The organism is Bradyrhizobium acaciae (assembly GCF_020889785.1).
Classification (GTDB): domain Bacteria; phylum Pseudomonadota; class Alphaproteobacteria; order Rhizobiales; family Xanthobacteraceae; genus Bradyrhizobium; species Bradyrhizobium acaciae.
Genome location: NZ_JACMYK010000005.1, coordinates 71,901 through 94,181, shown reverse-complemented (window position 1 = coordinate 94,181; position 22,281 = coordinate 71,901). Strand labels below are relative to the sequence as shown.

Below are 22,281 nucleotides of genomic sequence, written 5' to 3'. Positions count from 1 at the left end.
CTTCTCATGGCCAACGTTCTACGAAATCTCATCACGCGCGCGCCCGCCCACCCGGATTTGATGGTCGCGCTGATGCTTCTTCTGGCGATCGGAATGATGATCATGCCGATCCCGATCGTCGTGATCGATATGCTGATCGGCTTCAATCTTGGCTTTGCCATACTGTTGCTGATGGTCGCCCTGTATCTCAACACGCCGCTCGACTTTTCATCCCTGCCGGGCGTCATCCTGATCTCCACTGTTTTTCGTCTCGCTCTTACCGTTGCAACGACGCGGCTGATCCTGGCCGAGGGCGACGCCGGCAGCATCATCCATACGTTCGGCGATTTCGTCATATCTGGCAACATCGCCGTCGGCATTGTCATATTCCTGATCGTAACCATGGTGCAATTCATGGTTCTGGCCAAGGGCGCCGAACGAGTGGCAGAGGTGTCGGCGCGCTTCACGCTTGATGCGCTGCCGGGCAAGCAGATGGCGATCGACGCCGAGCTGCGCAACGGCCATATCGACCAGCACGAAGCCCGCAGCCGGCGCGGCGTGCTGGAGCGGGAAAGCCAGCTTCACGGCGCGATGGACGGCGCCATGAAATTCGTGAAGGGCGACGCCATCGCCGGACTCATAGTCATCTGTATCAATATGCTAGGTGGCATCACGATCGGCTCGCTCTCCAGGGGCATGTCCCTTGAAGAGGCGATGCATCAATACACTATCCTGACGATCGGTGATGCGCTCATTTCGCAGATCCCAGCCCTGCTTCTGTCAATTACAGCCGCAACCATTGTCACTCGTGTCAACGGTCCTTCAAGACTTAATCTGGGCGCCGATATCGTCAACCAGCTTACGGCCAGCACACAAGCGCTCCGGCTGGCCGCCTGCGTCCTGCTTGTGATGGGGCTTGTTCCTGGCTTCCCTTTGCCCCCCTTTGTCATACTGGCCGCGCTCTTTTCCGCCGCCAGCTTTGTCAAGGTTGGCGAGCCAGAGAACAAGACCGCTCCCAAGGCCGGCGTCAATCCCTCCGGTTCAGCTCCCGCTTCCACGCAGGGTCAGAAGCAAAGCCTGCCTGCCGAGGCACTTCCGATTACCCTGTTGCTAGCGCCGAACCTGATGAAGGCAATGGACGTGGCGGAACTCGAGCGGTGCGTCGCACGGGTTTCGGCACTGGTCTCAGCTGATCTGGGCATCACAATTCCACGCATTCCCGCCCAAAGCGCAAATCACCTTGCCCGATCGCAATTCAGTGTGGCCGTCGAGGGCGTGCCCGTAGAAGAGGGCGCTATTGACCCGACAAAGCTCTTGCTTGATGACGACGTAGCGAACATCGAATTGAGCGGCATACCCTTCTGGCAGGATCCAGACACGAATCGGATCTGGATCGAACAGGGCCATGCGGCTGCTCTCAAAGCGGCCGGCATAGGGCATCACGGACCGAGCGAAATCATCGCCTTGCGCATCCGGTCCACGTTGACGCGCTATGCGCAGCGCCTGGTTGGCATTCAGGAAACGCGCCAGTTGCTTGGCCGGATGGAGCAGGAATATGCCGATCTGGTGAAGGAGGTGCTGCGCACGACACCGATCCCTCGAATCGCAGATGTCCTGCGTCGTTTGCTGGACGAGGGTATCCCGATCCGGAACACCCGTTTGGTTCTGGAGGCGCTTGCGGAATGGAGCGAACGGGAGCAAAATCCTACACTGCTCACCGAATATGTGCGCTCTGTTCTGAAGCGGCAGATCTGTCACCGCTATGCCAACGCACATCGCGTTGTAGCTGCCTTTATCGTCGAGCGTGAGACTGAGGACATCGTGCGGGGTGCCGTGCGCGAGACCGCCGTCGGCCCATATCTTGTCTTGGAGGACCGGCAAAGCGAGATGCTGCTCTCCCAATTTCGCCAGATCCATTCGAGCATCGCGCGCAGCCAAAGCCAGCCAGTTATTCTAGGTTCGATGGACATCCGGCGTTTCGTTCGCGGGTTTCTCACGCGTAACGGAATCGACCTGCCTGTCCTTTCTTATCAAGACCTCGCCGCGGATTTCACGGTCCAACCGATCGGATCCGTGAAGCTGGCAGCTGCCAAGGACAAGAGCCCTTCCCCGGGCAGTCTCCTGAGCGCTGCGAGTTGAGACTGCACGGCAGATCATCGTGAGCAGGCTATGAATTCAAATGGAACCAAACGTCGGCGGCGCTTGTGCTTCGTCAGTCCAGGCCAATGGTCGGCTCTGCCTGCGATGCTCACTATTGGGATGCTCACCGGTTGCGCGAGCCTGTCCGATCTTTCACGCCAGCAGCGGTCCACCTCAGACCGAGCAGGCGCCAAAGAGTTTGACCCCGCCATGCGTGAGCGCATCTCGCGCGCTCTCGTTGATGCTGATGAGCAGAGTCTACGCGCAACGTTGGACCAACAACCGGAAAACGTCAATGCGGCAATTTCTCTTGCACGGGCCTTATTGGCGCACAATTCCTCAGATGAGGCACTTCAGGTGCTCAATGCGGTACTATTGGCAACACCCGGCGACCTGCGCGCATTGAATGCCAAAGGCGTAGTGCTCGATCAACAGGGGCGCCACGAGGAGGCGCAAGTGCTATATCGTCAAGGCCTCGCGATCGAGCCCACAAATACGATGTTGCGCAACAATCTCGAGTTGTCGGCTGAACTTGAAGGCAAGACGGGCATCGGAAACTCCAATCAGGAGTTGCAACCTGGCGACCAGTACGCATTAGACAGATCGATATCTCACAGCCGACAACCGTAAATCGCGGATGCCTATCCTTGTCAGTCGGCTGGCCGACAGACAGCCGGATAATGATCACGTGCAGAGATTACAAGTCGCATTTGGTTTCGAACCATGTTGTCGCGAGGAGCACAACTTTATCGTGTATAATCGGGGGAGCCGAGCGCTGTCTCTTGGCTAAATGGCGTGAGCCCGACACGCTCTCGCTTGGACGGAGCAGGCCTCTACCCTCAATTAGACGCCAGTAGGCAGCCGATCTTTCACACGACTTCGTAACCAGGTCACCTGGCCAACATTCTGTATCTTGAGTTTACCTATTCTTGGGTAGCGGATCTTTGGATCGTCCGGTCACTTCAACGAAGACATGCAGGCGAGCAGTTAAAATATCTCTCGAGCTCCGCAACCGCGCGCTCCTCCCACTCTACAGCTTGCGCCAGCAATGAGCCGCCTTGTATTGGCCGAAATGCGGCGGCCTGCCGGCACAGAGACGCTATCGCGCGATAGCGTCGCACGTTCTCCATAACGGCAAGTCCGGTCATGTGCGGTTATTTCCCCTGCGGTCCTCGGCGAGAACTTGCTGCATAACAGTTTTCGATCCGTTAGCGGCAAGGGCGAAAGGCGTGAATGGTTGGCAGATTCTTGCCGGCCTGACAGCCGATGAACTTTCGCAGGAGATGATCCTCCATCGAACGCGCCTCCGCATTGCCGGCCAAGGGTGCCGCCGCTCCGCGTTTGCTCGGCATACAGTTTCAGCCAGGCAAGAGTATAGATGAAGAACAGGAGAGAGGGCACGTCTCGGCTTGCACATCAATCAAGCAACCTTTGTTACTGGTTGGCTTCCAATGTGACGTCGCAAGCGGAGGCCAACGTTATCAATCCCCGCGACGAGGCCAAGGTTTGGAATCGACGCCGACGCAGATCGACGTCCCTTGGTGCCAGTCCGAACCTCGGTCCCATGCCACACGACAGGGCTCACTCTGCGCGGTCCAGACTGACCGATCCCTAGCTCGAACCAGCGGCGTCGCTGGATCTGGAGACACTAATAGTACCTATCAGCATGACAGCCCCGCCGAGGCGGCACTCTCAGCGTCAAGTGCATCATCTTTCGCCTCCGAACGAGAGTCGGGCTTTCGATTTGCGGCCCTGGCCCCGAGCAGTTGCTGGCCCTCTCGGGTGACGCTTCGGCCAAGGCTGACGTCTCCGACCTAGAATCAACTCGCCAAAACAGATGGGTGACGGCACGTGTTGTTTGCAGCAGACTGCTTTACAAGCGCTCTGTTACCAATGGCACGCTAGAGCGCTCGCACCGCGATTAGGGGCATTCAGATGATCACGCCGGTTCGGCGGAACTGGAATCCAAAGGAACTATTGAATTCTCTTACGCCAGCGATGTTCAACGATAAGCCGTCGGTTATGCGTGCCCGTTGGGATAAATTGTGGCCTGACCTGTACACGGAATATGACGCCCGGCACTTGAAACAAGAGTTAGCCGACCGAAACCTCATCGTTAGCGATGAAGCTGCGGCATTCTTCAACGCCTGGGCGATCGACGAGGAGCGCCACACCGATGGCTTCATCCGCATCATTGAACTCGTCGCGAATGGATCCGAAAAGGATATTCGGGAGAGATTAGACGCTCGGTCGCACGATTTTGGTCCAATCGGTGAACACCTGAAGGACGAATTCTCCCTAATGGTTATGATTGCATTTGATGAGATGTGCACCTGCCGTGCCTATGCAGCAGAGAAGCCCTTCTATGACGCCCTTGGCAACACCACGTTTCATCACTGGCTGAGGGAAGTGATTGCCGACGAGGCGGTTCACTCGATGAACGCCGTGAACGTTATCCGTGCGCGCCACCGCGACCGCATTGGCCAAGTGGCCTCAATTCTCGATAACCTAATCCGCGCAACCGAAAGTCTACGCTATTCCGGAACTTTCGTCCTCGACTACTTCGGCGCGGTGTACTCCAAAGAGCTGCTCGCCGACTCTCGCCTCGTGACTATGAGAAATATCACCAGGCCATTCACGGTGTAGAATGGAATGTTGACAGCAATCCTGTCGAAACTTCAGTCGGCGCCACATCGCCGTAAATATCCATTGTGCCAGCTGGCTCCAGCTTCTCGTTTGCGTTCGAACGTGCCGAATTTCGACGATCGCGTCTGGAAGCCGCAATTCGACGCCCGATCTTCTGCAAGTCCGCCTTGGCTGGATAGATGCGGTTGCCGCCGCGCGCGATGTTGTCGGACCGCGCTGTCGGGCCGGCGCCCGGCTTCCCTGCCTACCTTGTCCGCGACAAGATAATCCCGCTTCGACGCGAACAGATGCAGGATTGCGATTTGCGCCGTCGCGGATTCAAGCGACTCAACGGTGAATCTAGTGATCGTCGCGATAGCGATCTACCTACCGATCGTTGGATTGGCATGAAGGACGTGAATCTTACGCTGCGTCAGCTTTCAACCTCGATGTGAACAGGATGGTGCTACATTGGCCTGGAGAAAAGTCGCGGATCTAGCTCGTTCGACAGGGTTGGCCCGATTCAATGTCTCCAGACGCGTGATGACGTTTTAGAATGCGGCTCGTCAGTTTCGAAAATAGGTTGGTACGAACTCGCTGTGCGAGTCTTCGGTGATCGACCTTTCGGCTACTCACAACCCTGACGCAGATCACGAGCAGGAGCGATTACTTGCTGCTCTCAACGTGCGTCGCCGCGTCAATCAGACGACGCAACCTCGCTCGATGTTGAAAACGTTCGTCAACCTGAGGAGCTCTGTCATCGAAAATTCAATTACCCTTCTTTCTGCCATGTTCTCACCCAAAGCAGAGACGCGCCGATTGCGCACTTCGCGCGCGGCAAGAGCGAGTGTCTCAGGAGAATTTTATGGTGAAGCCAGTTGTGATTGTGGTGGGCGCAGACAAGGGAGGAGTCGGCAAGACGACCGTATCACGAACGCTGCTGGACTACTTCAGCGTCAACAACGTGCAAACACGCGCCTTCGATACGGAATCTCCGCGGGGGACGTTGAAGCGCTTTTATCCTGCGATTACCGAGATCGTCGACATGACGACGACCGCGGACCAGATGAAGATTTTCGATACCCTGAACTCCGGGCTATCCGTCACCGTCATCGACGCTCGCGCCGGATTGCTGTCCTCAGCACTGGCCTCCTTGCGCGACATCGGATTTCTGGATTCGGCGCGGTCCGGCCAGATTACCTTTGCCGTGTTCCACATCCTAGGATCGTCTATCGCTTCACTCGACGAGATCGCGGAGACCGCCACCTTCATGAGCGGCGCAAAGTACTATCTGGTCAAGAATTTCATCAATGACACTCAGTTCTTCCAGTGGGACCAGTCGACCTATAATTCCTACTTTCACCGCATCAAACAGGCGACCGAGTTGACCATCCCGAAACTTAACGAGATGGCCTATGAGCAGGTCGAAGTCGCATCCGTCCCGTTCGTAGATTTCGTGGCAAACAAGGGCCGCAACGATGAACCCGCGAACAACTCCTTCGTGCTACGCGGCTATGTCCGACACTGGCTGGCAAATGTCTGGAGCGAATTTGATCGCATCAACTTGACGGAATTGGCCGGCGCTAAGTCCGCGACGCGGAGTGGCGAGAAGTAGTCACATATTCTTGCGGGCCAAGAGCAGGCCCACATACGAAACGAGATTGATCTGCTGGCTATGTTAGCGACCCCTATCTACATCGTCTGCTCTCCTAGCCCGCAGGTCGGAAAAACCCTCGTCGCGCGCGTCCTGAGTGAGTTCTTGCTGCTCAAAGACGGCACCGCCCTGTCGTTCGATGTCAATCTAAAAGAGCCATCACTGCTCGATTACCTGCCGACGATCACCGAGACCGCGGATGTGACGGACACTTACGGCAAGATGCAGCTGATGGACCCGCTTATCGTCCCTGATCGGGTACCCAAGGTGATCGATCTCGGCTTCCATGCCTTCGACGAATTCTTCAAGATGTGCGAGGAGATCGGCTTCATGAAGGAGACGGCGCGCCGTTGTGTCGCTCCTATCATTCTATTCATCGCCGGCGCTGACCGCATTTCCTTTCGCGGTTATGACATACTGCGGCGGCAGATTCCGTCAGCGTCGCTGGTCACCGTCCACAATGAATTTGCGCTGCGCGGCGGATTACCTGAAGTCATGGATGGCGAGCGGGTGCTCCAGATTTCTGCGCTGCCGCTGTTTCTCAAGCGATATATAGACCGACTTGGCTTTTCTTTCACCGGATATCTGCGGGACGAGAAGGACTGGTCCACCGAGTTGCATCAGTGGATACGACGGAACTACACGATGTTCCGCGATCTAGAATCGAGTTTGATGCTGCGAAGATCCTATCGATCCCGCGGGACGAACATCGAGAGCCTGCGTTGCACAAAGGCAAATTGAGGCTGGAACTACTCGCCATCCATTCGTCCAGCTTATGAGCAGTCGTTTGTACGACCGCCCAAGGGCTTTGGCGATAATGAAACGCACTGTGCGAATTTCCGCCTGGATTGGGTGCAAATCAAGCGTACTTTTCCTTGAGCTCATCCGCACCCAATCGCGCGACCGGCAACTACCCCCTTGGGCTTTGCCGGGGGGCCGAGATGCGCGGATGATCTTTCCAGCGGAGGACCTCATAGCTCGAAGCCGAGCTTCCCGAGGACCTGGTTCATGACGGCGCCTTTGATCTCGCGCGCGATCTCGTTGCGTATCTGGGCGCCGAGCACCCGCTCGGCATCGGCGTCTCCTGTCAGCCCACCCTCCGCCAGCCGCCGATCCAAGCGGGCTTGAAACGGCTCGCCCATGGCGTCGACGAGCCGTTCCTGCATCTCGGCATAGTCTTCGGGCGCGATGCGCCTTAACACACTTTCCCAAGGCTGCCATCGGGTCGCCAGGAACTGCGGAAATTCCGTCGCTTCCTGGTTCCGCACTGCCGTCTCGGCCCTGGCGACATCATCCCCAGTAACGTGAGAGACGTTCATGAAGCGCATGTCAGGAGCGATGTGCCGCAGCTCCAGCGCATCACGCAGTTGGGTCTGGTAGGCAAGGTAGACCTCGATCTCATCGACGTCCGCGTCCGGGTCGGCACGACGAAGCGAGTTGACGGTCTCGCGCGCGACTCGGTCCAGGGCCTCCAAGCGAAACATAACGCGGCCGTGCTGGACCAGTTCGCCAAGACGTCCGTCATAGGCGCCGTCCTCGACATCCGCGTTCAGGCGTGCGCTCTGCATGCCGTTCCAGGTCAAAGTGATGCGATCTTCGCAGCTCGCGCTCGCTCCGGAGGCCAGTTCGAAATACTGCTCGCGTAGATTCGGCCTGATGGCTGCCTGCCGCAGATCTTCGGCGACCGCGTGCCGGAACGCGTCGCTACCATAGTTCACGGTGCCGCGGAGTCTGTCGAGAAAGCGTGTATAATCTAGGGCACCCGGCTCTTCGGCGAAGGCCTGCCAAGCGGTTATTGCTGTCGACTCGCCCTCGAGCCAGTGCGCGACCACCTCCTGCAGCGACCGCGGCTCAACTTGCACCGCGCCTGCGGTGATCGAGAAGAACACCTGCGGGCCGGCGTAGTCTCCGGCATGCATGGCGGTCGCCAGGCCGGTCTGCACCGCGTCGGACAGGGGATTGTTCTCCAGATCAACACTCGCGTCCCGGCTGAGCTGTGTCAGCACAGTCGCGGGCACGTTGGTTAGCTGGTTGTTGCTGGCGGCAAGCCATAGCAGGCCGGCCGGAAACGTCTCGGGCAGACTGGTCAGCCGATTATGGCTGGCGCTAAGCCATTCAAGCCCGGCCGGAAGAGGCTCGGGCAGATCGGTCAGCTGGTTATAGTCGACATTCAGGCGCTCGAGCCCGGCTGGAAGCTCGGGCAGACGAGTCAGCCGATTGCCCGCGACGTCCAACTCCTGAAGCGTCGCTGGAAGGCGATCGGGCAAGCTGGTTAACTGATTGTTGTCGACATTCAGGCGCCGCAATCCAGGCGGCAGCTCTGCGGGCAGGCTGGACAGCCCGTTGCTAACGGCATAGAGCCGCCGCAGACTAGGCGGAAGCGCGGGCAGGCCGGTCAGCCGATTATTGTTCGCATAGAGCCGCTGCAAACTGGCCGGAAGAACTTCGGGAAGGCTGTTCAGCTCATTGTTGTCGACATTCAGGCGGCGCAAGCCGGCCGGGATCGGGGCCGCCAAGTTGATCAGGGACAGGGACGACAGATCCAGTGGCTCATTGAGATCGCCCGTGTCCCTCCAGGCCCTCATTCGACTTACCGCCTGCTGCGGATCCTCATGATGCCCGTGCGCGTCTTCGGCAGCCCAATCCGTCAAGACCTGGTCCGGCAAGTCCGCAGACGCCTGCGCATCCGTCAACACTTCGTCCCATTGCGATGAGACCGGAGACCCTAGTTCGGAGCTCTCCCAATCGGAAGCAGTCCCAGCGCCAAGCTGTTCTGCATTCATAAATGTTGTCTCGTCGGAGCTAAAGGAAGCGAATGCACCGGGGCAGCATATCATGAAGCCGGTAGAGCGCCGCTATGGATGCGCTTCATCGGCTGACGCACATCACGAAGCGGTAGCCACGCACGGCTTGGTGCGATTACTCTGCGCCCGATGGCGACCGAGGACCAATCTCAACGGGCCTCGCGCGCGGATCGGGTTGATACTGGAATTCATTTCCCTCTCCTGCCATGCCTAAGCACATCGAGCCGGCCTTGCCAGCGATTGGGGACATTTAGCCTACGAGATCTAGCTGTCGACAAGCTGACGGCCCCGAAGCGATGATCAATGCGGCGCCCAACATTCCTTCGATGTCTCTCGACGCTCAGGCGCAGCACTCCGCAAAAAGTCCGACGGACCAAATAGGTTTCCTGCTCGGCAAAATTGGTGTCCGAGCAGCGCACGCCGGCTGCGTGATGCTGACGGAACGACGACGTGACCGGCGCGCTACGTCACCATGCCTGCGAAACGTTGGTTTTAATCGCTGAGCCGAAGCTAACTGATGTTGCGCTTAACGTGCTAGCTGCTCACCGAAGCCAAGGCGCGTACCCAATCAGCAAAGCTGACCTGAATGATTAGCCTCCAGCTACTAATGATCGCGGCCATGATCCTCAAGCTCGACTGGCGCGTTCGCGGCTTGCGGCAGGCAAGCGGTAATTCCGCTCGCGGATCCCTTCCGAGTCAAACAGACACCGCACATCACTATCGGGATCGAATTTCCTTACGTTGCGCTCAGTGTAGCCAACCCTCGCCGCGACCAACGAACTCAAGCACCGACTGCGCTTGGTTGATCTCGCGCGACACGCGTTTCAATATCCGTATTGCGACCTCTTCCGTCGCGATCAACCCCGCTCTTTCGCAGGCCAGCCCGAAATGATACATCACCTGTTCGTCGGATGGCGCGATACGATTCTGAAACAAGCTGATCGTCAATGATGAGAGCATATGCTCGACGACGTCGTTTTCAGCGTGACTCACGAATCTACGTCCTTCTGATTAGTCGCTCAATTCTGTACAATCTGGGCGTCGCCGATAGACCTATGACCCCTCTCATTGTTCCGGGTTGTCATGTCGTGACATCGCCCCATGCGTATCGAACACCACTAGCCTGGCGCTTTCTTTGCTCGATCGCCTCATCTGCTAACATCGCTTATCCTCTCGCGCGCCTACCCGGTCTCCGACACGAGTTGCAGCTCCCTGATGATCTCAGTTACCCTCCCTTGCCCGACGGCGTGTTGCGGCCACTTGCTAAACCCACTCAGCAAACTCTCCGCTTCCAGCTTGGTAAAATTAAAGAGCCTGATACCCCGCCCAAGGACCTCATTGACGATCGTGATCGTGGCCCGGCGAGCGGCACTTTCTGGTGGCGATCTGTGGAAGCCAATCAGCAGGCCCCTGAGATCCTGGGTAGTGAAATCCGAGAGCCCCGTCCTCCGATCGGCGCGGCGAAGGACCTCGTCTGCGAGCACGATGGTCACTTGACCACACGGAGCTCGTCCGGCCAGTTAGTGAAGCCGCTCACTAGGTTCGCAAGTCCCTGCTGTGAGAACTCGCAGAGCTGAGCGGCGCGGCGCAGGACCTCGCGAGCGAGTGCAACCGCGGCTCGGCGAGACACGACCTCTTCCGGCCACTTACTAAAACCGTTCACGAGGTTTGACAGCCCCTGCTGAGTCAGATCGGGGAGCTGTGCAGCACGGCAAAATACTTCACCGGCGATCGCAACCGCAGCCTTACGGCAAGTCCCATCTTCAGGCCATTTGCACAACCCGTTCACCAGGTTCGCCAATCCTTGCTGGGTAAAATGCGGAAGCTGGACGGCGCGGCGCAGGAGCTCACTTGCGATCGCGACTGTTGCCTGACGAGACGCATTCTCCCCTGGCCATTTGCTGAAGCCATTCACCAAATTCGCCAGATCCTGCTCGCCAAACTCGTGGAACCGCATCGCACGTCCAAGCACTTCGGTTGCAACCGCGACGGTGACTTGACCACAGGGCAACTCCTCAGGCCACTTGCTAAAACCGTTTACAAGGATGGCCAACCCCTGCTGAGCGAAATCGGCGAGCCGCCGGGGGCGCCGCAAGATTTCCAGTGCAAGCGTGGCCGCGGCTTGGCGCAAGGTCGCCTCTTCTGGCCATTTGCTAAATCCGTTTACCAGGCTCACCAACCCTTGCTGTCTAAATTCCGAGAGCTGATGGGGGCGGCCCGCTCGGCGGATGACCTCACCCGCGATTGCAACCGCGGCCTGTCGAAAGTCACTCCCTTCCGGCCACTTGCTAAAGCCGTTTATCAGCCCTGCCAGGCTGAGATTGTTCAATTCTTGAAGCGATATGCTTTCCTCGCAACAAAATTTGGCTATTCGGACCGCCCCATGGCGACAGTCCGCTCTCCTGGCGTGCCTGCCAAATGATGCCACAAATACGGAAAGCGCCCTATACCGATCTTTCTCATCAGAGCATGGTCCAGCTGCGACACGCGAGAAGCTATTCTCTCGCAAGTATCCCGCCCCGCCTGACCTCCAGCCCTTCGGCTCACCGCATTGCATGTCGTGGCATAGCCCCACGATTTCTCTGCACAGATGCTTTCCTCGAAACTCGGTAGAAATCTGGATTGAAACTCAACGGCTGCTTGTTGCAGAAACACCGGCAGGTCCGCCTTGCACAGTTGCTTGTCGCGCCTGACCACTGCAGTTGAGAATTCAACAATGCCGCCAGCACGATCGATTTCGTTTAGCGCCGTCGTGAGACTAGTTTGAACGGACATAGGACCTTCCGAGCTTTCATCGCAGCGCCCTTCGGCTATATGCGACCGGTCATCGCCTCTGGCTAGACATTTATCATCTACGGTCTTGGAGCATCTGCCTGTGGGCGCCGGATTCTTCATTCAGGGCGCCTCGTTTGCGCGATTAAATGATCGCAGTTATGGCAAACCACATTTTGCTGCCCGCATCATTCCATCGGTCCAGCCATATGGCGACTCCACTTGCCAGCACTTGCCAACTGCCCGCCCAGAGTTCCCGTGGCGATGGTGCGACTGCCCTTCCTGGCTATTGCCTGCAAGCACCAAGATGGCAATCAGCAAGCCGTCTCCCTCGATCCCGATTTGCCAATGAGCCGTCGACGCCTGCCCTATCCTGCGCTTTGTCTTGACCCATCGGCGCAAGTCTACAACCTCTCGCAACGTTAGATTCAAGCTATAAATCGGCCTCCTGGAGCGGAGGCGGATTGTATACGGCGGATGTCGATGACAATGATTCCCGGTGGAGTGCTTATTTAGCGAGATACCGCGTCTAGCCGACATTTGCCGTCGATAGCTGAGACCCCACCCTTGGCTCATGCGCTTTGTTTGATCGATTCGCGAGCGCCGGAACCGCGGTCAGGCCCACCCGCCCTCCCAATAGAGGAAGACATTTCCGTCATACTATTTCTCATGCTGAGGATGAGGGCGCCTCACTCATAAATTCATCCATTGGGAAAGACGATAGCCAATGCCCGGTGGCAGCGCGGGACTGTCCAACCATTAGAGAGGAGGTCACTGCAATGAAGGCGCCACTCTTTATACCGCTCGCACGGCCAGAGAACGACGTGCTTAAATTCGGGTCTCGCGCTACTGGCCTACAGTTTAGCCGCACCCAGCCTGGGCAATCAAAAGCCGCCGGACGCCTGTAAGTTTTGGTGCCATAGAGCATGGCGAGATGCGCCCAAGTTTGCCAGCTCATGCTCAAGCTACCTAATGCCGGACGTGACTTAGCATCTCTCCATCTTTCGTATCTGATGGGCACGAAACTGTAGAGCGCAGGAATTATGCAAGATACGCTATCAGGGCGCGGAGAACACTCGTGGATCTGCCGCGATTTCTCGTCAGACGTGCGGTGTAAGGTGATATCGATTAACAGGGGCCTTGCACAAATCGAACCGCTCGCCACATCTGCGCAGAAACGGGTGAGCAGTCGCAAGTCCTCAGACGGAATCATTCGGCATGAATGCGGAGCCACCGCTACTCATGAAGATCCGCGTGCTTAAGCTCGAATGCCAAAGTGAACCACATCTGCAATGACTTCGATCGATGATAGGTTAAGTAAGATCAGGTGGCTGCGGAACGAGATCTGGCGCTGCCGGCGGTTACTTAAAAGGGACGTATCTGGCGCGGAACGCGAGGCTGTTGAGAAGCGCCTGCTTGAACAGCTGTCTGCCTTTGAGCGGCTCTTGTCGACGACGTTTCCTTTGGTTTTGAACCCTAATGTGAATTCGACCACCAGCACCACGCCCCGGCCCAACGGCTCCTCTGAAGCGTCCATCGAAAACGCCGCAATGGCATCGAGCAGTTCATTCGCGAACCAAATTGGGGGTTAACCTCAGCACTCTCCTCGATTCGCCCCCTCGAGCCCAACCGCATCCCAATGTGAGAATATCTGGAAGACCGCGATCGAATGCCTGCCCCAACGCGAGCATTCGCGATCTTTTGCCAGTCATAGTCGATCTAGTCACCTGTGGGAACTGCTAGGCTGCGACAACAACGCCATAGCTTGATGGAGGAATACGGACTCCTGAACGATGTGCAGCCTAACGACCTCCGACGCTGAAGCAGATTCGTCCGTCGGATCATTTGCAGCCAGCCGATGGCAACTTCACGGTTGTCTTGTCCGCCGAACGGGCTGCAGCGCAGATAGCGCGCAACCGCCGCAGTAGCACATCGAACCTCAAAGCGAACCATAACCTCGTAGCGCGCGCGGTGGGCAGGTCGATCGCCGAACGAGGTCAATCGGTTCGCGACGCTCATTGCCGCTGGTGGATGCGTCCGGCTCGACTGGATGACGATTCCAGCCCGATAGAACTTCGAAACAGCAGACGGGTCACAGTCTAGCGCTAATCAGCCTAGTCACCGTGCGTCAATTTCGGTGACTTCTGCCCGGACGGATCATTCTCGATGGAGGACGATCGGAACTCTATTGAGACGTCGTTTTCGTCCGCCGCTTCTATCTGCCGCGGTTGGTATCGCGCGGCGACATTCGACGCCCAAGCTTTTGAAATTGTCCCTAAGACAAAACATGGCTGCGTCTACATCCCTACGTCCTGTGAAGCGCTCACAGAAGCGCATTACGTCTGGTCTGCACGACGTGAGGACCTCTTCGGCCCGCTGATCTCGCGCGCGAGCGTGTCCTGTACACCACATGGCCGCGATTGCAGCAAGGGCGGTTGCCCAGCGGTGCGCATTGTAAGTCCACCCAATTCGTCGTTTTTGATTCACCAAACCTCTCTTAAGCCGCTTATCGTTCACTATGGTTCTTTGCTCAACGAGCATCATCTGTTTACCGGGAGCTAGGCGACAGCTCGGCAGCGGCCGTTGCGGGGGCGCCGTAATCATAGCGGTCTCCGGAATCATCGTCTTGCCGCGCGCAACACGTTCCGGCCCTGTGACATTCGCGATGCTAGCTCCCAATGTGGCGTTCCCTGATGCGAAAGTTCTGCTTCGCAAGGCCTACAACCTGACGCTACGATCGATTCAAGCATTTTGAGTCCAGCAAGTGTGAATACGCCCTGAGACGGGCCCATCCGCATTGTGGACGAACTCGCGCCAGCTGCACGCTTTGCTGACTGCCCCGGGCGTATGAAACGTCGCCGGTGTTGGTCGATCGGCCTAGTGTCGGGTTGCAGGCGCCCTGGGGTGATCGGGGAGAAGTTGCCGCCAATGCTGCTCGCTTGTTCGCCGTCCGCGCTAACGATCTCAGAGCCTGCAGAGAGTTTGGCACGATAGTGTTCCGAGTTGCACAAGACTTTGGACCGGTGGTCAGAATAGCTTGTTCTGGATTGTGACGGCCGCGGCTCTGACTGACGGCGGATTCCGTAGGCTCAAGCTGCCTGCTGCCTATTGCTGGTGTGCAATTGCTCGGCGCCAGCTCAGCGGCTTCGACCTTGAGCCCCGCTGGCACGGCAGTTGCTACTCGGCGCGTGAGCTGGGTTTGGGTGAGCCTAGCCGCAACGCGGAAGATATCATTCGTCGTCGATTGCTGCGGATCTTTCTGCGGACGGACTGAAGCGCCCGCACCGCCCTATGCTCGCGATTGCGTGATCTACGACGAACGAGGCTTAATATGAGGAAACCAGCGGCAGGCGAGCTTTATATGGTAGGCAAGCTGTTTGTCGTGGCCATTGCCATTCTGGCTTCGTCAACAGCAGATGCCAATGATGATCTAATGAGCGCCGCCAGGCGACTTTTCAAGCCGATCCCTTCAATGGTTCCAGCGGTGAAGGACAACCCGATCACCCACGAAAAGGTCACCCTTGGCAAGTCCCTGTTCTTCGATCCGAGGCTCTCGGCGAGCGGGGTCATTAGCTGCAACACGTGTCATAACGTTGGGATGGGCGGGGTAGATGCCGGTCCGACTTCGATCGGTCATCGCTGGCAGCAGGGTTCACGCCGCGCGCCAACTGTCTACAACGCGGTCTTCAACGTGGCGCAGTTCTGGGACGGGCGCGCGGCAGACCTCAAGGCGCAGGCCGCGGGCCCTATCCAGGCTGGCGTCGAAATGAATGCGACGCCCGATCGCGTGCTCAGCACGTTAAATTCAATGACGGAATATGTCGTTATGTTCAGTAAGGCGTTCCCCAACGACGCGGCGCCCGTTACCTTTGAAAATTCTGCCAAGGCCATCGAGGCTTTCGAGGCGACCTTGATCACACCCACCGCCCCCTTCGATCAGTACCTTGAGGGCGATGGATATGCTCTCAGTGACAAGCAGAAAGCCGGCCTAAAGCTATTTATCGAAAAGGGATGCTCCTCCTGCCACAACGGAATTAACGTCGGTGGACAGGATTACTTCCCGTTTGGCGTGATTGAACGGCCCGACGCAAACGTGCTTCCGAGAGACGATAAGGGACGGTTTTCCGTCACTAAGAATCCTAGTGATGAGTATGTTTTCCGCTCCGCGCCACTGCGCAACGTCGCATTGCGGTCTCCCTACTTCCATTCCGGTCAGGTCTGGAGCCTCAAACAGGCGGTTGACGTAATGAGTGAGGTTCAACTCGGCATAAAGCTGAGTGACAAAGAAACTGACGAAATTGTCGCCTTTCTAAATTCGCTTACCGGGCAGTTGCCGAAGATCGATTATCCGATACTACCCGCACGCACCGACGTCACCCCAAGGCCCTCTTTAGACAAATAGGGCGTCACGATCGCGAAACTACCTGTGATTATCGAGAATACAGCGCGGTGACGGCCGCGACGAAGTCAGGATCGTGTGGTCGAGTTAGAGCTGCAGCCCAAACCTCTAAGCCGCTACCCTTTCGCAGGTACTTCGGGTACACTGACGGTGAGTTGGTCATAGCGATCGCCGATTCGTCAGCGCTCGCTCATAATCGGACTGAACCAGCAACGGACGCGCGATCTCGTCGGCCAGGATCTGCCCGGCAGCAGATTCCGGCTAGACCAGCATCGCAAAACTACAAGAGCTCCAGATAGCCATTTCATCCCACGAAAATGACAAAGCTTGCGCCAACCGCGGCGACCTGATCAATGTCCGTTCCCTGCTCGGCCGCCTGTCATATGCAGGGGCCATGCCAGCTGACGCGATGCGCGTGCCGGCTCTTTTCGATCTTGACGTCGTTTTCGCGCCAAGGTCTGTGACTGTTCAACGCACAGCTGGTCGGAAACGGTCGCAGCATGCGGAAAGACTTGAACTCCGGCTCTAAACAACTGCCAGCGCAGCACGAAGATGCCATCGAAAGTCAACCGATTGGCTCCTACCGCCACCACATGCAATGACGCGGCGATCTCCTCTTCGCTTCGCCACAGCGGACGCTAAGTGCCGCTGGTTGGACGTCCATCAATTTGGTCGACAGCTCTTTGACTCTCCGTGTTGTGCGATCGATGGGTTACCAAAGATCGAACCTCCGTCGGCATCATGGCAGACGATCCTGCCGGTCGAATCCGTCTACTCCGAGAATGCAACGTCGTACTCTCGACACCTTGATGCAGGGCTGATGCGCAATGGAGCGATGGTGTTGCGGCGTGCTGCTCCTGATGAGAGAATGCTCCACGCAGCGGCATCGTTGATCGTTCGCACCGAGTCCACCTGTGTACTGATGTGACCAGGAGATCGATCATGAGTTCGCGCGTGACGCCTCGCCCTCGGGTTATTGGGACGATCGCGCGAGGCTACGAACCGGGCTGGATTTGAATGATCTTGCCAGCGACGACTCGTATCCGTGAGATGTCCGTCCAGACGATCACGAAAGCTTCTAGATAGCCAGTCAAGTTCCTCAGGTTGCCAATGAACCAACCTTCTCTCCTCCGGCAGATCGGTAAGGTCTGACAAACTAGCTAGATCGTGTCGCCTTATGCGTTATTAGCGAGTGACGGTCGCATGTTCGCCAACGAACCATCTCCAGCGCAGCGACGATAGCATCTCGCGCAGCTTTCATCTCACCGCCCTCCATGTGCGGTTGATGACGCGAGCGTCGAAAACCCTACCATAAGAATACGACCATCTAAGGCGCCGGGCGGAGAGCGATGCGAAGCCTCTTTGTCACGCCAGCCGCGCACCACTTCCTTGGAACGGCACGCGGATTGCTCGGCAAGGTTCAACGAGCTGCCGCGAAGAAAGCGGTCGCAGCGGACCCGTAGTCCAAAATGAGGCTTATCCGATTGATCTTGATCGATCTGACTTTGATGCTGCTTGCACCCGGGAACGCAGAAGCCACGATTGGGGCCACCGGCGCAGCCTTCACATCTGCTACCAAAACTGTGGCGTCATTGGAGCGGATTTCGGCCCCAGAGCCAATCTTGAGCTCTGGCGCGAGCCGACAGCCTTTGCGCCCAACGACACAAGCGGGGCCATTTCAGCTTGCAATCAACACCCTTGGTCCGGCCAAGTCAGCTGAGCATTCGACGATGCTGGAATTCGGCTCTCCCTGTGTGATCGGCAAGCGCGCAGGGCAGCGTCCGATTGCCACGATCATCGATGGCTCGGAGATGCTCAACAAGCCGCTTGTCCTAACACCATCAATCTGTAATGCCGCAGCCATGCGTTATGGCCTCTTGGGGGCGGAGACACCGCGCTGGAGCAGAGCAGACTGGATTCTCGGAGGCATGGTGATCGCGACGATTCTGCTCGTGATCTTGGTAGAAAGATGCATCACAGGCGCGGGCACGTGAGAGAAGCAAAACCTGGCTATATCGAATTCGCCTTCAACGGCTCTCTCGCAAACATCCCGCTTGTGGCCCAATTCAGCGCACCCGCCAAAGGCGTTACGGCTATTTTCGGCCCGCCTGGCTGCGGTAAGACCGCGCTCGCACGCTGCATCGCTGGCGTGCAACGTCTGCCGGCTGGATTTTGCGCAATCGATGGTGAGATTTGGCAAGATCAGACGACGTTTCGGCCGCCTCATCTGCGTCCCGTTGCTTATGTATTCCAACGACCAATTCTTTTTTCTCATTTGTCCGTCAAGCGCACTCTTCTGTTCAACGCATCGAAATCGAAACCGACACTGATCGATTTTGATGGCGTGGTCGAATTGCTCGCCCTTACCCCGCTGCTCGAGCGTTCGCCATCGCATCTTTCTGACGCCGAGCGACAGCGCCTTGCCCTGGGTAGCGCGCTGCTAGCACAACCTCGGCTACTTTTGCTTGACGACCCGCTCATTTTGCTCGACCGCTCCGCTAAATGCGAGATATTGCCGTTTCTCGAGCGGATGCGGGAAGAGCTCCCATTACCCATGATCTATGTCAGCCATGACATGGCTGATATAGAGCGCTTTTCCGATCATCTCGTCATGATGAGAGATGGCGTTGTAACTGCGGCCGGACCACTCAATGTCGTTCAGAGCGCCCCGGCTCTTGCCGCGCGCGGCGATGCGGCAGTCTGCCTTGATACCGTGGTCGGCGGCTATGACGGGCGCTATGGGCTGATCATCCTCCGCCTCAAAGGCGCGCGCCTGCTGATCCCTGGAGCGCCGCTTAGGCCGGGCGCGCAGCTACGGCTGCGCGTCGCAGCCGGCGATGTCAGCATCGCGTGCGAGCCGCCGCGCGCCAGCTCCATCCTCAATGTCTTTCCGGCACGCATCAAAGACTGTCTGCCGTTCGACGATGCTGAGGTTACCTTGGTCCTGGCTCTCGAAACTGGCCGTTCGGGCGTACCGCTTCTGGCCCGCATCCCGCGTCGCTCCTTTGATGCGCTACGGCTGGGCAATGGCATTGACGTATTCGCCGAGGTCGCGCGCGCCGTGCCGGTCGCATTCCCCGAGCGGTTGCTCGTAGGGCCTTCCACTTCAGCAGGAGGTATTCGACAGATAAGCGCCGATACGGGAAACGAACAGCAATCGGAGTACGACGATGAGCGACGATCTTGATGAGATAAATCCGAAGCATATTCCGGCCGTCTTCGACCGGTCAGACGATGTAGATGTGCCACAGGGCGATTTAGCCCAGGATCTCGCGCGGCGAGCCGTACGTGTCGGCGGCATCATCCGGCGACACCTGACGGGCGCACACGCTACCCAGCCTGGTCGCAAGGAACATTACGTCAGGGCAAGAAATCTCGATTTCCGAGCAAGTCGGCAGCGCAGCTTTTTCTATAAGCTCAATACAAATGGACTTGCGAAGGCCGCAGCTATTGCTTTCCGCGCGCTTCGCGACCTGGTCGCTCTCCGCGCGATGAGCACATTTTGCCGGCAGCAAACAACTGGCGGCCGCCCCCGCGCCGAATTCGTCGACCCAGTCGCCCGTGACGTACCACTTCTGACAGCCGTTCTAGTTGGATGTCTTGCCGCTTGGCGAACTCTCTCGGCTGGTATTGGCAAGTTGCTATTTTGCGATCGCCAAATCGTTCAGCGATGGTGGCGCGATATCTCCACGCGCCTAGCGCGCAGCTTGGCTTTCAATCCCAGCTGCGACTATTTAGGCACTGTGTTACCGGAGCGCTTGATGACGACTGTACGACCACCGGATACGTCGGCTCCGAAATCGCCCGTCGGGCTCCTTCGCCGTCTCTGAAAATAGCCTTAGCTCCGGGCTCCGCCCCTCGTTACGAGACACCATGATGCTTTGATGCAAGGCTCCTATTGTGGACGTTCAACCGGCGCGAAGTCGCAGTGCAATCAACTTGGCGCCACTCAGTCGAGGCCGATATCAGGCCCTCAGCCGGGTTTGCAGTACCTGCCGATCAATGACGAGATTGGTGAGACTGAGGTCTGACTGCCGTCCAACCTGACGCTACGTAGATTTCAAATCTTCATTGCCACCGCAGCGAGCCTGTTTGGCTTTCATTCCTGTTTCAGATGCGGCAAATCCTCGCAGCTTGGTGATCAACCTGCCGTTTCGAGCGGCCTTAATGCGCGAGGCGAACCCTGCAGCCAAGCCGCTGCGCGGAACAACCAGGACAGTCGGCTCTTGAGAACTGATGGCATGTCGTTTGCTTCACCAGCGTGGTCACCATGCCCGGAAAACAAACGTGTGAGGATCGTATGCTTGGAATTGGAAGTCAATTGCCGCCGTTCGAGATTACAGGCGTGAAGCCTGGCTTTCAGGCGCAGGAAGAAGATGGGCAGAGTGCATTCGAGACGTTGACCGAAGCCAGCTTCCCGGAAAAATGGAAGATCATCTTCTTCTATCCCAAGGACTTCACCTTCGTCTGCCCGACCGAAATCGCCGAGTTTGCCCGGCTTTCCAAGGAATTCGTCGACCGCGATGCAGTGGTACTGGGGGGCTCGACTGACAACGAGTTCTGCAAGCTTGCGTGGCGACGCTCACATGTCGATTTGCAAAATTTACCAATCTGGCAGTTTGCCGACACAAAGGGGACCCTGGTCGATGGCCTTGGTGTGCGTTCCCCCGAAGGGGTCGCGTATCGCTACACCTATATTGTTGACCCCGCCAACACGATCCAGCACGTCTATGCGACCAATCTCAACGTCGGGCGCAGCCCCAAGGACACACTGCGCGTGCTGGACGCCCTCCAAACCGACGAGCTCTGTCCCTGCAACCGCGAAATCGGCGGCGAAGTCCTGAAGGTCGCTTGAGGCAGCATGTTGTCGATCGAACAGTTGAATGAAAAGATCCCCGATTTCGCCAAGGACGTCAGGCTCAATCTGACGTCCTTGATGGCCGATGAGACACTCTCGCCGCAGCGGCAATACGGGCTGCTGCTGGCGAGCGCGATTGCCACCCGCAATGCAGACGTAATTGCCGCAATGGAATCCGCCGCGGTCGCGGTGATGACGCCTGTGGCGATCGAGGCAGCGAAATCTGCGGCCGCTGTGATGGCGATGAACAATGTCTACTACCGCTTCGTTCACCTCGCCTCTAATCCGGAATACAAGACAATGCCGCCACGGCTGCGTATGAACGTGATTGGCAGTCCGGGTGTTGATAAGTCTGATTTCGAGCTATGGTGTCACTTGCTGTCTCCGCCATAAGCGGATGCGGTGCTTGTATCGATGCCCACGAGAAGACACTGCGAGCAGCGGGCGTCAGCTCCGAAGTGATCCTTACTGCCGTGCGTTCTGCTGCTATCGTCCAGTCAGTGGCGATTGCTATCGAAGCCGTTCGGCGGAGCCCATCCCAGGCAACGGGCTGATGCCTCCTCTGCCATCCGATCGACAGGGTGTGGCGCCGTTCCGTATCGCCACACCGGTCCTCTTACCTTGATACGTGTCTAGCTCAAATTGCTCGCACCGTGCCAGAGACGGAGCGTGCGAAAGATGCTAATATTCCGACGCTTGGGGGCGGTTCGTACCACGGCTTCGTTCCATCCTCAGCCACCCTCAGCCAAACTTGAACAGCACCCCATATCCGCCGCGCGGATAACTCCACTGGATATCGCCGGTGGGCTCGGCGATCACCCGGCAGGTACCGCACTCGATACAGCCGTCGACAGTCACCTCGACCCGCCCCTCATCGTTCAGCTCATAGCATCGCGCGGGGCACGCTTTCAAAAGCGCAACTAGCTGCGGCGATGGGGACGTGTGTGCGCGAACCTTTACGTGAGGACGACCAATGTCGACAAGGTAGCGGTTGTAATACAGCTTGTCTTCCACGCGCACCGAGGGTTCGGCATCCATGCTTTGTCCTTCC

At 57.6% G+C, this 22,281-nt stretch carries 16 protein-coding genes and 1 pseudogene; 11 read left to right on the top strand and 6 right to left on the bottom strand.

What is annotated here, in order from left to right:
* Nucleotides 1–6 precede the first annotated feature (6 nt).
* Both sctV and H8A92_RS04250 read left to right on the top strand, forming a co-directional pair.
* Nucleotides 7–2,118, top strand: a complete 2,112-nt coding sequence (gene sctV / locus H8A92_RS04255; protein ID WP_229194603.1) for a type III secretion system export apparatus subunit SctV — start codon at nt 7–9, stop codon at nt 2,116–2,118.
* Between the two features lie 30 nt (nt 2,119–2,148).
* Nucleotides 2,149–2,748: a tetratricopeptide repeat protein gene (locus tag H8A92_RS04250; protein WP_229194602.1), complete on the top strand. Its 600-nt coding sequence runs from the start codon at nt 2,149–2,151 to the stop codon at nt 2,746–2,748.
* Between the two features lie 332 nt (nt 2,749–3,080).
* Here the strand turns inward: H8A92_RS04250 and H8A92_RS04245 are convergent, their stop codons facing one another.
* Nucleotides 3,081–3,266, bottom strand: a complete 186-nt coding sequence (locus H8A92_RS04245; RefSeq protein WP_076828248.1) for a hypothetical protein — start codon at nt 3,264–3,266, stop codon at nt 3,081–3,083.
* A gap of 787 nt (nt 3,267–4,053) precedes the next feature.
* On the opposite strand from H8A92_RS04245, the gene H8A92_RS04240 reads away from it, so the two are divergent.
* The 3 genes from H8A92_RS04240 (at nt 4,054) to H8A92_RS04230 (ending at nt 7,138) form a co-directional block, all read left to right on the top strand.
* Nucleotides 4,054–4,764 (top strand): hypothetical protein, encoded by a 711-nt coding sequence (locus H8A92_RS04240; RefSeq protein ID WP_229194601.1) that lies wholly within the window; start codon nt 4,054–4,056, stop codon nt 4,762–4,764.
* Between the two features lie 844 nt (nt 4,765–5,608).
* Nucleotides 5,609–6,358: a P-loop NTPase family protein gene (locus tag H8A92_RS04235; protein WP_229157581.1), complete on the top strand. Its 750-nt coding sequence runs from the start codon at nt 5,609–5,611 to the stop codon at nt 6,356–6,358.
* A gap of 60 nt (nt 6,359–6,418) precedes the next feature.
* Nucleotides 6,419–7,138, top strand: coding sequence for a hypothetical protein (locus tag H8A92_RS04230; RefSeq protein WP_229194600.1), 720 nt, complete (start codon nt 6,419–6,421; stop codon nt 7,136–7,138).
* 230 nt (nt 7,139–7,368) lie between these two features.
* Here the strand turns inward: H8A92_RS04230 and H8A92_RS04225 are convergent, their stop codons facing one another.
* The 4 genes from H8A92_RS04225 to H8A92_RS04210 all read right to left on the bottom strand — a co-directional run bounded on the left by H8A92_RS04225 (nt 7,369) and on the right by H8A92_RS04210 (nt 13,510).
* Nucleotides 7,369–9,180: an NEL-type E3 ubiquitin ligase domain-containing protein gene (locus H8A92_RS04225; RefSeq protein WP_420831289.1), complete on the bottom strand. Its 1,812-nt coding sequence runs from the start codon at nt 9,178–9,180 to the stop codon at nt 7,369–7,371.
* Nucleotides 9,181–9,948: 768 nt separating this feature from the next.
* A complete protein-coding gene (locus tag H8A92_RS04220; RefSeq protein ID WP_229194599.1) occupies nt 9,949–10,194 on the bottom strand; it encodes a hypothetical protein in 246 nt (81 codons plus the stop codon).
* A gap of 496 nt (nt 10,195–10,690) precedes the next feature.
* Nucleotides 10,691–11,530, bottom strand: a complete 840-nt coding sequence (locus H8A92_RS04215) for a hypothetical protein (RefSeq protein ID WP_229194598.1) — start codon at nt 11,528–11,530, stop codon at nt 10,691–10,693.
* A gap of 1,701 nt (nt 11,531–13,231) precedes the next feature.
* A complete protein-coding gene (locus tag H8A92_RS04210) occupies nt 13,232–13,510 on the bottom strand; it encodes a hypothetical protein (RefSeq protein ID WP_229194597.1) in 279 nt (92 codons plus the stop codon).
* Nucleotides 13,511–15,304: 1,794 nt separating this feature from the next.
* Here H8A92_RS04210 and H8A92_RS04205 point away from each other — a divergent pair.
* From H8A92_RS04205 to ahpD, 6 genes and pseudogenes are all read left to right on the top strand, one after another.
* Nucleotides 15,305–16,375, top strand: a complete 1,071-nt coding sequence (locus H8A92_RS04205; protein WP_229194596.1) for a cytochrome-c peroxidase — start codon at nt 15,305–15,307, stop codon at nt 16,373–16,375.
* A 1,481-nt stretch (nt 16,376–17,856) separates the two neighbouring features.
* Nucleotides 17,857–18,366 (top strand): hypothetical protein, encoded by a 510-nt coding sequence (locus tag H8A92_RS04200; RefSeq protein ID WP_229194595.1) that lies wholly within the window; start codon nt 17,857–17,859, stop codon nt 18,364–18,366.
* Complete coding sequence (gene modC, locus H8A92_RS04195; RefSeq protein ID WP_229194594.1) at nt 18,363–19,559, top strand: molybdenum ABC transporter ATP-binding protein; 1,197 nt, start codon at nt 18,363–18,365, stop codon at nt 19,557–19,559. Before H8A92_RS04200 ends, modC begins: the two co-directional genes overlap by 4 nt.
* Nucleotides 19,543–20,202 carry a DUF2478 domain-containing protein gene (locus H8A92_RS04190; protein WP_229194593.1) on the top strand — a complete coding sequence of 220 codons (660 nt, stop codon included), beginning with the start codon at nt 19,543–19,545 and terminating at the stop codon, nt 20,200–20,202. The genes modC and H8A92_RS04190 overlap by 17 nt, the downstream gene beginning before the upstream one ends.
* Nucleotides 20,203–20,672: 470 nt before the next feature.
* A complete protein-coding gene (locus tag H8A92_RS04185; RefSeq protein WP_229194592.1) occupies nt 20,673–21,227 on the top strand; it encodes a peroxiredoxin in 555 nt (184 codons plus the stop codon).
* A 6-nt stretch (nt 21,228–21,233) separates the two neighbouring features.
* Nucleotides 21,234–21,784 (top strand): annotated as a pseudogene (gene ahpD / locus H8A92_RS04180) (alkylhydroperoxidase, AhpD family).
* A 187-nt stretch (nt 21,785–21,971) separates the two neighbouring features.
* Here the strand turns inward: ahpD and H8A92_RS04175 are convergent.
* Nucleotides 21,972–22,268: a ferredoxin family protein gene (locus H8A92_RS04175; protein WP_157348532.1), complete on the bottom strand. Its 297-nt coding sequence runs from the start codon at nt 22,266–22,268 to the stop codon at nt 21,972–21,974.
* Between the last annotated feature and the right edge of the window lie 13 nt (nt 22,269–22,281).